This is a genomic window from Paenibacillus sp. 2003, assembly GCF_031455635.1.
Lineage (GTDB): Bacteria > Bacillota > Bacilli > Paenibacillales > Paenibacillaceae > Paenibacillus > Paenibacillus amylolyticus_B.
In genome coordinates this window covers 19,622-33,313 of sequence record NZ_JAVDTB010000014.1, presented here as the reverse complement: position 1 = coordinate 33,313, position 13,692 = coordinate 19,622, and the positions used below count along the sequence as shown (strand labels likewise).

Genomic DNA, 13,692 nt, shown 5'->3' with positions numbered 1-13,692 from the left:
GATGATTATGAGCCTGGACAGGGTAGTCCGGATGGAGGTTTATGTAATGAGTGCAGCTCTAACAGTAGTGGGTCTTGGATCTGGAGATGCAGACCAACTGACCGTAGGTATTATCAAAAAAATGAAACAGGCAGCTACGCTGTATGTACGTACCCTGGATCATCCCGTATTGAATGATCTGAAGCAAGAGGGACTAGAGGTGACATCATTTGATGGCATCTATGAGGCGAAGTCCTCCTTCCCCGAGGTGTATGATGAGATCGCGAATCAACTGATAGAAGCCGCTCGCAAGGGTGAGGCCGGAACGGAGATTGTGTATGCCGTACCCGGTCATCCGATGGTAGCAGAAGCAAGTGTACGCCTGCTCAAAGAACGTTGTCCGCAGAAGGGTATCTCATTGCGTGTCATGGGCGGGGAGAGCTTTCTGGATGAAGCTTTTATACGACTTGGATTCGATCCAATCGAAGGGTTTCAACTCCTGGATGCCAGCAGCCTGAACACAGAACTGGTACAACCACAGCTACATACGTTGATCGGACAAGTCTACGATGTGTTCACTGCTTCGGATGTGAAGCTATGCCTGATGGAGGTTTACCCGGATGATTATCCGGTATTTGTTGGTCACGCGTTGGGTGTACAGGGCCAGGAGGTCATTCACAAGATTCCATTGCACGAACTGGACCGGATCGAAGGGTACGGCAATCTGTCACTGATCTATTTGCCGAAGAACACTGATGATGCCCTGCGTCGCAGATCCTTTGCGCGTTTGCATGAGATCGTCAATATTCTTCGCAGTCCGGGTGGCTGTCCATGGGATCAGGAGCAGACACATCAGTCCATTCGCAAAAACCTGATTGAAGAGACCTATGAGGTCATTGAGACGATCGATGAGGATGACCCCGACCATATGAAAGAAGAGCTGGGTGATCTGCTGCTGCAGATTTTATTGCACTCCCAGATGGAAGAAGAAGTGGGCACATTTAATGTGTATGATGTCATCGAAGGTTTGAATGATAAGTTAATCTTCCGCCATCCACATGTTTTTGGAGATAATCAGGCAGAAGATGCGAATGAAGCTCTTCAGAACTGGGAACAGATGAAGGCAGAGGAGAAGAAGCGAAAAGGCCAGGATCAGCAGAAGGTTTCCGTGTTGGATGGTATACCGCGTGACTTGCCTGCATTGATGAAGGGATACAAGTTACAGAAGAAAGCAGCCAAAGTAGGCTTTGACTGGGATGATGTTGAAGGCGTGTTTGCCAAGATCGAGGAAGAACTGGCGGAGTTGAAAGAAGCGGTGCAACAAGGCCAGTCTGCGGAAGAACGGAAGCTCGAACTGGGTGATTTATTATTCGCAGCCGCGAACGTTGCAAGATTCATCGATACGGACCCGGAAGAGGCGCTTGCTGCGACCAACCGCAAGTTCGTCGGGCGGTTCCAGTACATCGAGGAGCGTTTGCGTGAACAGGGAAGAACACCAGCAGATAGCAATGTAGAAGAGATGGAGCAATTCTGGCAGGATGCGAAGAAGGCAGGATTATAACGGGTTCAATTTTCTGGGAAAAGCCAGATAACTTTATTCCATTCATGCTATGCAGTGTGTTATGATAATACGAACATGTGTTCATCTGTGTAAACTGGAGTTGGTGTTTAGCGACAGATGGTTTCGGGTACTGGTCTTAGACTGTTGCCTGCGGACCATCGACAAAAAGCTAAAAAAAGTCGCGGACCAAGGCAGGATTTCAGATACCAAGCCAGAATACATGTGTAGTGACCTAACGCGAATCAGCGGCAATCGATGCATTGTCAGGAATCGCAGATACTTTTTTTTCAATTTGGGAGGCTTTTAAAAATGAACAAAACAGATCTGATTAACAACATTTCAACCAAAAGTGGTTTGACTAAAAAAGACGTTGAGTCCGTATTGAACGGCTTTTTGGGAGAAATTACAGATGCACTTGCCAGCGGAGACAAAGTACAATTGATCGGCTTTGGCACTTTTGAGACCCGCAAACGTTCCGGTCGTACCGGACGTAACCCACAAACAGGGAATGAAATCGTGATTCCTGAGTCCACTGTTCCTGCATTCAAAGCAGGCAACAAACTTAAAGAAGCCGTAAAATAATGCGTCTTGATAAATTCCTTAAGGTCTCCCGGCTAATCAAACGCCGCACTGTGGCCAAGGACGTCTCTGAACAGGGACGTGTTCTGGTGAACGGACGTGAAGCAAAGCCCAGCGCCGCTGTCAAAGTGGGCGATGAGCTGACGGTTCAGTTCGGTCAGAAACTGGTCACCGTGAGGGTGGAACGAATTGCCGAGAGTACCAAGAAGGATGAGGCGAGTAGCCTCTACACCTTGGTGAAGGAAGAGCCGATCGCCAAGGATAACGGAATGAACTGGTAACAGTACATCTGGTATTAAATATTCATTCAATGCAAGTTGAATCGAAACGTCCTCCTGTAACAGGGAAGGGCGTTTTTGTTTTTTACTGGATACCGGGTTATTTGTTCAACAACGCTGGTTCTATTCCAACCTCCTCATCCATAAGCTAGGTGTAAGAAGGAGGGGTACATGCCATGGTTGAGCACGGTAAGGCCAAACAGCATCATCTGAGCATGCAGAATCGGAAACTGTTGGATCTGACGGGTGTCTCCAACGTGGAGAGCTTCGACAGTGAGGAATTTTTGCTGCAGACTGAACTTGGGCATCTGACCATCCGGGGGCACAATTTACATATCAAAAACCTGAGCCTGGAGGAAGGTCTCTTATCCATTGAAGGCACAGTCAGTTCTCTGCAATATCTGGACCCCGGTTCCCAGAACAAGAATAGTAAAGGCCTGTTTGGCAAGATGTTCCGATGAGTCCGGATACTCAATGGATCACATTGATGTGGATGCTTACTTCGGGGGTCGTGATGGGAATGGCCTACGACAGTTACCGGGTACTGTCCGGACAGCTGCGGTTTCCGAGATGGAGTATTCACACGCTCGATCTGTTGTACTGGGTTGCTTCCGCGCTGTTCGTTTTTCGGATGCTATACGCCGGAAACCACGGACAGTTGCGGTTTTATGTCTTTTTGGGGCTGATTATAGGGGTTTGCTTCTATTTTTGGCTTTTAAGTGTTACAACCCAGCGTTTTGTGGTAATGTTAATTAAACTCGCAAGAACGCTGATTCATTGGTGTGGACATATCCTTAACATCCTGATCGTTATGCCGGTTAAAGGAATTTATAAGTTCATTCGCGTATTATTCGGTTTTGTAATTGCGATACTATTATTCCTGGGCAGGCTGGTACTGCAGTGTTTGGTACCTTTCGGCAAGTTGTTCCGCTGGATGTTTAGGCCGCTCCTGAAACATTGGGTAACGCCACGCTTCATGATCCGTGTGGGTACAAGAATTGCAGCGATGTGGAAACGCTGGTTTTAAGGAGGTCCGTAATGGGTAAAACACCTGTGGGCAGATCAAAGGCTCCAACTAACCAAGGAAAATCTGCCGGTGCAAAAAGGCGCCTCATGCTTTGGATGACGTTTATGATTGTATTTGTAATATGGGCAGGATATACATTCCTTGTGCAGAATGCACAAATTTCGGACAAGAGTTCTCATCTGGCCACTCAGCAAGCTTCAAAGGAAGATACGTTGAAGAAGCTGGAACAGTTGAAGTACGAAGTCAGCCGGTTGAATGACCCTGAATACATAGGACAGCTGGCACGGAAAAAAGGATATTATCTTCCTGAGGAAACGCCGATCCAGGTTGAAGAGTCAGGGAACTGATGGAATTCGGTCTATTACCGAGCTAGGTTTGTTATCCGTGTGTCTGAAGCCGTTAAACCGGAAAAAATAGGCTCTCTGATGGGGTAGTGTTCAGTTGACCTTGGTTTACGGCATAAGGTATAATTACATTAGCGCAGCATTGATTTTGGCATTCAAAAAATCGGGTTGTATATTTTTAAGGGAGGATCATTTTATTCTATGGCAATTGAAGTGGGCACCAAGTTAGAGGGCAAGGTGACAGGAATCACGCATTTTGGAGCATTTGTGGATCTGTCAGGAGGTGTCACGGGTCTCGTTCACATCTCGGAAATCGCCGACAATTACGTCAAAGATGTCAACGACCACCTGAAGCTGAATGACCTCGTTACAGTGAAGGTTATCAACGTTGACAAGGATGGCAAGATCGGACTTTCCATTAAGCAAGCTGTTGACAAACCGGTTGAGCAACAAACCCAATCTAGACCCCCGAGAGCTCCTAGACCGGAACGCAGTGGAGGAGATCGCGAACGATTCAGCGGCGGAGGCCCAAGTGGTGGCCAAGGTCGTGGTGGTGGCGGCGGTGGATTTAACCGTGGTGACCGCGGAGGCCGTTCTTTCAAGCCCGCAGCAGGCAAACCTTCATTTGAGGATAAAATGTCACGCTTCCTGAAAGATAGTGAAGAGCGGATCTCTTCGCTTAAGAAGAACACAGAAGGCAAACGCGGAGGCCGTGGAGCCAAGCGTGTGTAATCTGTCACAACCTGATCTAAACATATAAGTAAAACCGTTAGCCTATGGGCTAACGGTTTTTTTGCGTTTCTTTCACAGATGAGTAGTTGAATAGCTTTTTTTGTAAGGTGAAGCTCCATATCCCCAGTTTTTCTGCACGGCAAAATGGAACCATAAGAACATTTGTCGTATACCATTTTTTACCGACAGGTTTCCGTGGCATTCCACAGTTATCCTGCTCAAATGGTGGCGAGACCAAACCATCTCCGGTTCAAAATCAGACATTCCGATTGTCGGAATCAAGTAGGAGAATGAATGAAACTACAATAAGGCCGGGGGTTTCGCTCCACCGCGCCAGGCTCGTTTCTTTTGTCGTAAACTTTTTGGACCATGCCCACCTATTCTGACAAACTACGTCTTCTAATCTATCTATAATCAGAACCATCGAGAACGAAACACGAAAATTTAAATTAATCGAATGGGGTGCCTTGAGGATGATGGAAAAGTGGAATGTCATTCAATTTCCGGGAATGAAAGCAGGTAAAGGAGGTACGGAAGCTCGGGAGGAGCTGTCGGTACGTCTGAAACAATGGCTTGGCTCCCGCAAGGCTGTCCAGATGGTTGCTTCCCGCAAATGGGTACTGCTGCTTACGTTTATGGGGTTCCTGCTCGGAAAGGCGATGATTCTGAATGAGTTATCTCCCTTTGCCATTGCTTACTTCGCCGTAATTGCTTTCATGCGCAGGGATTACATCATTCCGGTAGGCGCCGCTCTACTCGCAGGGAGTCTCTTTGCACCGTTTCCGGTACCACTTATTGTTGCATCGGAGATCGCCATCTTTTATCTGCTCTTCCGTGGTCTAGAGTCATATGGTCGTGCTGAATTATCTTATGCGCCAACGATGGTGTTTACGACTACATTTATGGTCAAATTATTCGCGGTTGTGATCGGGCCATCCTTCAGTTGGTACGCCATGCTGATGCTCACGATGGATTCCGTACTAAGCTTTGTGCTCACCCTTGTTTTTATACAAGCCATACCGATCTTCACTTACCGCAAAAAAAAGTTCAGCCTAAAGAACGAGGAGATCCTCTGCCTGATCATATTGCTCGCTTCCGTTATGACGGGAGCCGTAGGGTGGACCATTCAGTCCTTATCCGTGGAGCATATGCTCTCCCGTTATCTCATATTAATCTTTGCGCTGGTGGGCGGAGCCCCCCTCGGAGCCTCAGTTGGGGTCATTACCGGCTTGATTCTGAGTCTGGCTGACATGTCAGCAGTGTATCAGATGAGCCTGCTTGCTTTTGCCGGGATGCTGGCGGGTATGCTTCGAGAGGGCAAACGTGCGGCGGTTGCACTGGGCATGCTGCTGGGTTCGTCCATTCTATCCATATATCTGGGCGGACCGGGCGATGTTATGAACTCGTTATGGGAGACGTGTGCAGCTATCGTACTATTCATGTTGACACCTAAAAGCCTGATGACGGCGATATCCAAATATGTACCGGGTACGCAGGATCATACGAAATCCCAGCATGAGTATGCCAAACGGATACGGGATATCACGGCAGAACGGGTAACCCGGTTCTCGCAGGTATTCCGTCAATTGTCACGCAGCTTTGATCAGATGTCCGGTGCAGGGGAGCAGGTACAGAAAGAAGGTGGAATGGACCATTTCATGAATGCGGTTGCCGAGGGCACATGTGCCAGCTGCTTCAAGCGCACACAATGCTGGGATGCGAAGTTTATTCAAACCTACAAATATATGACGGACGTGATGAGTACAATTGAAGGAAACCCGGAGATCTCAGGCAAGCAGATTCCAGTGGACTGGAACAGGGTGTGTGCGAAACCGGAAGAGGTCCTTGAAGTCATGCGTGCCCAGTATGGACTGCATCAACATAACATGCAATGGAAGCGCCAAATTATCGATAGTCGGCAGCTGGTTGCAGAGCAATTGTCCGGTGTATCTCAGGTCATGGAGGACCTGGCCAAAGAAATTCAGCGGGAAAGTGAGGAGATGGTACAGCAGGAGGAGCAGATTAGGGACGCACTGGAGTCACTGGGCTTGTCCATTCACTCCATTGAGATCATCAATCTGGAAGCGGGCAACGTAGAGATTGAAATTGTACATGCATATACACGTGGATTCGATGAGTGCCGGAAAATGATAGCTCCGCTGATCTCGGATGTACTGGACGAGCATATTGCCGTCTTGCATGAGACCATGACCGATCCTCGTCAGGGACTGGCAACCGTCACGTTTGGTTCGGCCAAAACTTTCGAGGTTACCACGGGTGTTGCCGCCGCCGCCAAAGGAGGAGATGTGATGTCAGGCGACAGCTTCAGTACGGTTGAGTTAGGCAACGGTACATTTGCGGTGGCGCTCAGTGATGGAATGGGCAACGGAGAACGGGCACGGATGGAGAGCAGCGCAGCGCTGAACATACTGGAACAGTTGCTACAGTCCGGCATGGACGAGAAACTGGCGATCAAATCCGTGAACTCCGTTCTGATGCTGCGCTCCCCTGAAGAGATGTATGCCACAGTGGATATGGCACTGATTGATGAATATACGGCAGAGACAACGTTTATGAAAATCGGATCGACGCCAAGTTTTATCAAACGAGGACAGGAGGTTATTCAGGTTTCGGCCAGCAATTTGCCAATCGGTATTATTAAAGATATTGAAGTGGATCTGGTGACGGTACAGCTTCAGCCGGGGGATATCCTCATTATGATGACGGATGGCATCTATGATGCACCGGGGTATGCGGTGAACAAAGAGTTATGGATGAAACGGCTCATTCAAGAGATTGATACAGATGATCCGCAAGATTTGGCCGATTGCCTGCTTGAAAGTGTCATAAGATATCAGCAGCATGAGATATTGGATGATATGACCGTCGTTGTTGGAAAAGTAGAGCATTTCCGCCCTGAATGGGCCACACTGCGTGTGCCTGGCATCAACCGAATGGAGCGTCCACGGACCGTCAGTTAATTGCATATTCTTCTGTTTGAAGTCTCTTCATTCTGGCAATGCTAGTCATAGAGTTGGAGAGTAACGAATAACGGAGGGATATCGGATGAAGCAAATCTTATTGATCACCGACGGTTGTTCCAATGTAGGACCAAGTCCGGTGCTGGCAGCGGCCGAAGCACGGGAAGAGGGGATTACGGTTAATGTGGTTGGCGTAATTGATTATGGAACCATTGGTGAGCTGGGCAGCCGGGAGATTGAGGATATTGCCAGAGCCGGAGGTGGAATCAGCCAAATTGTAGGTACACGGCAGCTTGCCCATACCATGCAGATGATGACAAGGAAAACGGTGGTTCAGACCATTCAGCAGGCGGTTAATAGAGAGTTAACACAAATTTTGGGAGAGAAGGAGCCCAAAACGGTAACCGATCTGGAGCCTGCACAACGCGCCCGGGTCGTGGAAGTGATGGATGATATGGCTGAAACTACAGCCTTACAGGTTATATTGCTAATAGACGTCAGTGCCAGCATGAAGCCCAAACTGGCTGCGGTGGAAGAAGGCATTCGTGATTTAATGTTAAGTTTGCAGGCGCGTATAGGTCAGAGCAAGCTTTCCGTATTTCATTTTCCGGGGCGACACAGTGGAGAAGATGCGGTAATGGATATTGACTGGACAACGGATCCAGGCCGTGTTCGGTCCCTGTTTGGAAGGTTGCAGATGAAGGGTGCAACGCCGACAGGTCCTGCAATTCAGAAGGTGATTGATTTTTACCGTTATGGTACACTGGAGAAACAGCAGGAAATAGAAGGGAACTATCGCATTGAAAGAGAAGGGATGCTCGGTGACAACGTTGTCTGACGCCTCTTTCCCGCCAGGAACCGTGGTTACAGGGAAATGGAATCGCAGTCGTTACACGATTCGGAAGCTACTGGGCAAAGGAGCTAATGGCATCGTTTTTCTTGTCCAACGGGGTGAAAATGGCAAACACTACGCGCTAAAAATGGGATTTGATCCGGTTGATCTGCAATCGGAAGTCAATGTGCTCAAATCTTTTCAACTACAGCGTAATCATGAGGCCCTTCGGCAGAGCGGCATTCCTTCCTATCTTAAAGATGTGGATGATTATGCCGTTCGTGGCCGGGATATTCCCTTTTATGTGATGCGTTACGTTCGAGGTGAGGCACTCCATCACTTCATTCGGCGTCAGGGGACAGACTGGACACTTCTGGTGGGACTTAGACTCTTGCAGAAGCTGGCACAATTGCATCAGGCGGGATGGGTGTTTGGTGATCTCAAACCTCAGAATGTGTTGGTATCCGACTATGGGCAGGTGGAATTGATCGACTATGGCGGAGTTACGTCTATTGGTCGAAGCGTCAAACAGTTCACCGAATGGTATGATCGGGGCTTCTGGAATGCAGGCAGCCGTACGGCAGATGGTACATATGATGTATTTGCATTTGCACTATTGTTGATTCATGTACTTGAAGCAGACGCGCTCAAGGCACTGGCAGCCGAAGGATTACCGCAACTGCGAAGTGTGAATCAGCTTGTAGCGCTGGTGGAACGCAGTGAACGACTGGGTCCTTTTCGCAATTGGACGAATCAGGCTTTACGAGGTCAGTTTCGTGATGCAGGTCATGCGGCACACGGGTGGAAGGAAATGATGGCACGCCCCACGCCTCTCCGCCGTCGTTCCAAAAGTACAACACCGCGCTGGCTTAAAAACGCATTTGCTGTATCTGTGATATTACTTATTGGAGTGCTCATCTATGCACTACTTTTCTGATCTGTGAGAGTGCATATACATAACGCAAGGAATGAGGAACAGGTATGGAGGCTTTACGCTGGAACATGCTGGTGAAGAACGTGCTGGATGCAGCGGAAGAGCATCAGTTATGGGTTCCCGGGGATCGGATTGTCGTCGCAGTATCGGGCGGGCCGGACTCGGTAGCTTTTTTGCATATCATGCACGAGATCAGCAAGCGGCATGTGCCACTTGAATTGATCTGTGCCCACGTGCATCATGGCTTCCGGAGTGAATCTGATGACGAAGCGGAGAAAATGATGGAACTGGCACAGCAGCTTGGTATTACATTTGAATGGACCAAGGCCGATGTACCTTCATATATGGAGCTTACGGGTCAAGGACCACAGGAAGCAGCCCGCAACAAGCGATATGCCTTTTTGCACGAAGTCGCTTCCAAATATAATGCGGCAAGCATCGCTTTGGCACATCATGCCGATGATCAGGCGGAGACGGTTATGCTTCATTTGCTTCGTGGAACCGGCTTGTCGGGACTCTCAGGAATGAAGTTTAAAAGACGAGAAAAAAATGTGGAACTTATTCGTCCATGCCTTCGTATAAACAAGACAGACCTTGTAGAAGCTTGTAATACCCAGGGTTTTATGTATTTCAATGATGAGAGCAACGCCCTGCGTAAATATCGGCGTAATGCCATTCGCTTGGATGTGCTTCCTTTTTTGGGGCAGTATAATGGACAACTCACGCCGTCATTGAATCGGCTTGCCGAAATTGTGGGTGATGAAGACGATTTCATGGAGCAGAGTGCATATGACACATACAGGTGTCTAGTGCAGGTGAACGGCGGAAGGCAAACCTTTGAGGTGCCTTCCTTCTTGAAGTTACATGTCGCTTTACAACGAAGGTTGATTAAACTAATATTGAATTATCTGCCTTTGGACAGTGATTTTGTCGACTTTACCCGTATAGAAACCATTCGGCACAAGGTCATGGAGACCCATGTGACGACCTGGAGCCTGGATATAGGACAGACACTCGCCTGCACTCGGGAGTATAATCTGATTTCTTTTGGCATACGGACGGACGTACAGGATCAATCTTACGAGTATCGTCTTGCGCAATGGAGTGGAACTTATGAGCTTTCACTCACCCCAATTAACCGGTATATTCGGTTGATGAAGGTGAGTCCCGAGGACTATCATGTACCGGAATCGGCGGATCAAGCCGCGTTTGATGCGGATCAACTGCTTATGCCGCTGGTTGTGCGTTCACGGTTACCTGGAGATACCATGAAAGTGATGGGATTAAACGGAAGCAAAAAGGTGAAAAATATTTTCATCGATGAGAAAATCCCCCCATCTGTCCGTCCACGTATTCCTGTGGTATGTGATGGAGCAGGTCATATCATCTGGTTACCGGGTGTTCGACGGTCCAATGTGGCTCCTGTCAGGGAGGGCACTTCCGCAATCCTGTACATGACTGTAGGCGATTCAGCGATTCAGGGGTAGTGGTTATGGTTCAGGTAAGGCTTTCATAGTATAACTTAGGAGGTTCGCACAGTTGCAGAACGACATTCAGGAAGTATTGATCAGTGAAGAAGAAATTCAGAGTAAAGTCAAGGAATTAGGCGCAACACTAAGTGCCGAATATGCAAATCGCAATCCTTTGGTCATTTGTGTGCTCAAGGGTGCGTTTATATTTATGGCTGATTTGGTTAAAAACATAACGGTACCTGTTGAAATGGATTTTATGGCGGTATCCAGTTACGGCGCTTCCACCAAGTCATCAGGTGTTGTCAAAATCATTAAGGATCTGGATGTATCCGTTGAAGGACGGGAAGTTCTGATTGTCGAAGATATTATCGACAGCGGACTTACACTCAGCTATCTGATTGAACTGCTAGAAAACCGCGGTGCCGAGTCGGTGCGTGTGGTTACGCTGTTCGACAAGCCTTCAGGCCGTAAAGTTGAGTTGGAAGCTCATTACACAGGCTTTGACATTCCTGACGCGTTCATCGTTGGTTACGGTTTGGATTTTGCGGAGAAGTACCGGAACCTGCCCTATATCGGGATTTTGAAGCCGGAAGTCTATAGTAGCTAATATCCTGCCCGACCCAAGCCTTGAGCTGTTCTTGGCTTCTGTTGAGAAGCCATGTCGGGCTATGTTAAAATAATTAAAGTGTCTCGAGAGGAGGTAGGGGATGAATCGGTTCATCCGGAATTCTGGTTTTTATTTGATTCTTTTTTTAGTTGTGGTGGGGATAGTCCAGTTCGTCAGCAATGGCGGCGAAGCCACCGATAATCCTAGATATGATCAGTTGCGTGCAGCGATCAAAGCCAACAATGTCTCTGAATTGACGGTTCAATTCAACGGTCAAACGTATCTCGTGACCGGTCAATACAAGAAGGCACCTGATGGCGCCAAATCAGAAAATTTCTCAACGTATATTCCTCCTACGGATGAGGCAATTAGTGAGCTTGTAGCTGCAAGTGAAACTAACAATTTCCAATATCATCAGGAGCCAATGAAAGGTGACAGCATCTGGTTGACGTTGCTGACTTCCTTTATTCCTTTGATCATTATGTTCCTGCTGTTCTTCTTCCTGTTTAATCAGGCTCAAGGCGGCGGCGGTAAAGTAATGAACTTTGGTAAAAGCCGTGCTCGTCTCTACAACGAAGAGAAGAAGCGGGTTACATTTGAAGATGTTGCAGGTGCTGACGAAGAGAAACAGGAACTTGTTGAGGTTGTAGACTTCCTCAAGGACCCTCGTAAATTCGCAGCAGTAGGTGCGCGGATTCCTAAGGGCGTATTGCTCGTAGGGCCTCCAGGTACCGGTAAAACATTGCTCGCTCGTGCCGTAGCCGGTGAAGCGGGTGTACCATTCTTCACTATTTCAGGTTCCGACTTCGTGGAAATGTTTGTCGGTGTCGGTGCATCACGTGTTCGTGATTTGTTTGAAAATGCGAAGAAAAATGCCCCATGTATCATCTTTATCGATGAGATTGATGCTGTAGGACGTCAGCGTGGTGCTGGTCTCGGTGGTGGTCACGATGAACGTGAACAGACACTCAACCAGTTGCTCGTTGAGATGGACGGATTCGGAGTTAACGAAGGTATTATCATCATTGCCGCAACGAACCGTGCAGATATTTTGGACCCTGCCTTGCTGCGTCCAGGACGTTTTGACCGTCAAATTACGGTTGACCGCCCTGATGTAAGAGGTCGTGAAGCTGTCCTGAAAGTACATTCCCGTAATAAACCACTGACCAAAGATGTGAAGATGGATATTATCGCGAAGCGTACAACAGGTTTCTCTGGTGCGGATTTGGAGAATCTCTTGAACGAAGCGGCATTGCTTGCAGCGCGTCGTAACCGTAAAGACATTTCCATGAAGGAAGTTGACGAAGCGATTGACCGTGTCATCGTTGGTACGGAGAAGAAAAGCCGTGTCATCAGTGATCGCGAGAAACGAATCGTTGCTTATCACGAAGCAGGTCATACCATTGTAGGATACTTCCTCGAACATGCTGATATGGTACATAAAGTGACCATTATTCCGCGCGGACGTGCGGGTGGATATGTAATCATGTTGCCAAAAGAAGACCGTATGCTGGTTACCAAGCAGGAATTGCTGGATAAAGTAACCGGACTTCTCGGGGGTCGTGTAGCTGAAGAATTGTTCATCGGAGAAATTGGTACTGGTGCATACAGTGACTTCCAGCAAGCGACAGGTATTGTTCGCAGCATGGTTATGGAATACGGTATGAGTGAGAAATTGGGACCTATGCAATTCGGAAGTTCACAAGGACAGGTATTCCTTGGTCGGGATATCGGTCATGAACAGAATTACTCGGATTCCATTGCTTATGAGATTGATCAGGAAATGCAACGCTTTATCAATGACTGTTATGAGAAGTGTAAGGACTTGCTTGTTAAACATTCAAAAGAGATGCACCTGATCGCTCAAACTTTGCTTGAGGTAGAGACTTTGGAAATGGATCAGATCAAGCAATTGATCGAAACAGGTTCTTTGACTCCAAAAGCAGAGAATGACAATGATGGTGAAGGCACACCAACTGAAGGCGGAGAGCCAATCATCGACACCATCGGTGATGTGCGTGTTCGTATTCAAGGTAAAGATGAAACGCCTGAGCCACCAGCCGGAGATATTCCAAACGAAGCTCCGAATCTGGAAAAGGGTAATAACAATAACCCGGATGATGGCGGAACGAAGCCAACGTCTTAATGACAATACATCTGGCTATGATAGCAGGTAAAATCAAGAGAGCCCTCGGGCTCTCTTTTTTTATCCATTATTTTAAAAGAGGATAGATAAAGATAAACGGGAGTTAGATGGCGAACCAGTTAGCAAACAGGTGGTTACAGCGCTGTTCCGGGCCTTTTTCATTTATTGACAGAGTCGTGAACGTTGTGTAAATTAGTTGTTAAACCGCTTGTGATTCGTT

General features: G+C 47.8%; 13 protein-coding genes. All 13 read left to right on the top strand.

Going from position 1 to position 13,692, the window contains the following annotated elements; all coding sequences use genetic code 11:
* Window positions 1–46: 46 nt before the first annotated feature.
* The 13 genes from yabN to ftsH all read left to right on the top strand — a co-directional run bounded on the left by yabN (window position 47) and on the right by ftsH (window position 13,472).
* Window positions 47–1,540, top strand: coding sequence for a bifunctional methyltransferase/pyrophosphohydrolase YabN (yabN, locus tag J2X75_RS29085; RefSeq protein WP_310343010.1), 1,494 nt, complete (start codon window positions 47–49; stop codon window positions 1,538–1,540).
* Between the two features lie 309 nt (window positions 1,541–1,849).
* Window positions 1,850–2,122, top strand: coding sequence for an HU family DNA-binding protein (locus J2X75_RS29080; protein ID WP_017691362.1), 273 nt, complete (start codon window positions 1,850–1,852; stop codon window positions 2,120–2,122).
* Window positions 2,122–2,400 (top strand): RNA-binding S4 domain-containing protein, encoded by a 279-nt coding sequence (locus J2X75_RS29075; protein ID WP_017691361.1) that lies wholly within the window; start codon window positions 2,122–2,124, stop codon window positions 2,398–2,400. The genes J2X75_RS29080 and J2X75_RS29075 overlap by 1 nt, the downstream gene beginning before the upstream one ends.
* Before the next feature lie 173 nt (window positions 2,401–2,573).
* Window positions 2,574–2,858, top strand: a complete 285-nt coding sequence (gene yabP / locus J2X75_RS29070; protein ID WP_105602444.1) for a sporulation protein YabP — start codon at window positions 2,574–2,576, stop codon at window positions 2,856–2,858.
* Window positions 2,855–3,424 carry a spore cortex biosynthesis protein YabQ gene (yabQ, locus tag J2X75_RS29065; protein ID WP_076329917.1) on the top strand — a complete coding sequence of 190 codons (570 nt, stop codon included), beginning with the start codon at window positions 2,855–2,857 and terminating at the stop codon, window positions 3,422–3,424. Before yabP ends, yabQ begins: the two co-directional genes overlap by 4 nt.
* A gap of 11 nt (window positions 3,425–3,435) precedes the next feature.
* Complete coding sequence (locus J2X75_RS29060; protein WP_076254642.1) at window positions 3,436–3,771, top strand: FtsB family cell division protein; 336 nt, start codon at window positions 3,436–3,438, stop codon at window positions 3,769–3,771.
* A gap of 198 nt (window positions 3,772–3,969) precedes the next feature.
* Entirely contained in the window at window positions 3,970–4,500 is a 531-nt protein-coding gene (locus tag J2X75_RS29055) for a S1 domain-containing RNA-binding protein (RefSeq protein ID WP_017691357.1), read from the top strand.
* Window positions 4,501–4,973: 473 nt separating this feature from the next.
* A complete protein-coding gene (gene spoIIE, locus J2X75_RS29050) occupies window positions 4,974–7,481 on the top strand; it encodes a stage II sporulation protein E (protein WP_310342999.1) in 2,508 nt (835 codons plus the stop codon).
* A gap of 85 nt (window positions 7,482–7,566) precedes the next feature.
* Window positions 7,567–8,319, top strand: a complete 753-nt coding sequence (locus J2X75_RS29045) for a VWA domain-containing protein (RefSeq protein ID WP_310342997.1) — start codon at window positions 7,567–7,569, stop codon at window positions 8,317–8,319.
* The gene (locus tag J2X75_RS29040; protein WP_310342994.1) at window positions 8,303–9,250 is read left to right on the top strand and encodes a serine/threonine protein kinase; all 948 of its coding nucleotides are present in this window, start codon (window positions 8,303–8,305) and stop codon (window positions 9,248–9,250) included. Before J2X75_RS29045 ends, J2X75_RS29040 begins: the two co-directional genes overlap by 17 nt.
* A 44-nt stretch (window positions 9,251–9,294) precedes the next feature.
* Complete coding sequence (gene tilS / locus J2X75_RS29035; RefSeq protein ID WP_310342992.1) at window positions 9,295–10,734, top strand: tRNA lysidine(34) synthetase TilS; 1,440 nt, start codon at window positions 9,295–9,297, stop codon at window positions 10,732–10,734.
* Window positions 10,735–10,786: 52 nt separating this feature from the next.
* Entirely contained in the window at window positions 10,787–11,326 is a 540-nt protein-coding gene (gene hpt / locus J2X75_RS29030) for a hypoxanthine phosphoribosyltransferase (RefSeq protein ID WP_017691352.1), read from the top strand.
* 100 nt (window positions 11,327–11,426) lie between these two features.
* Complete coding sequence (gene ftsH / locus J2X75_RS29025) at window positions 11,427–13,472, top strand: ATP-dependent zinc metalloprotease FtsH (protein WP_036606115.1); 2,046 nt, start codon at window positions 11,427–11,429, stop codon at window positions 13,470–13,472.
* Window positions 13,473–13,692 lie beyond the last annotated feature (220 nt).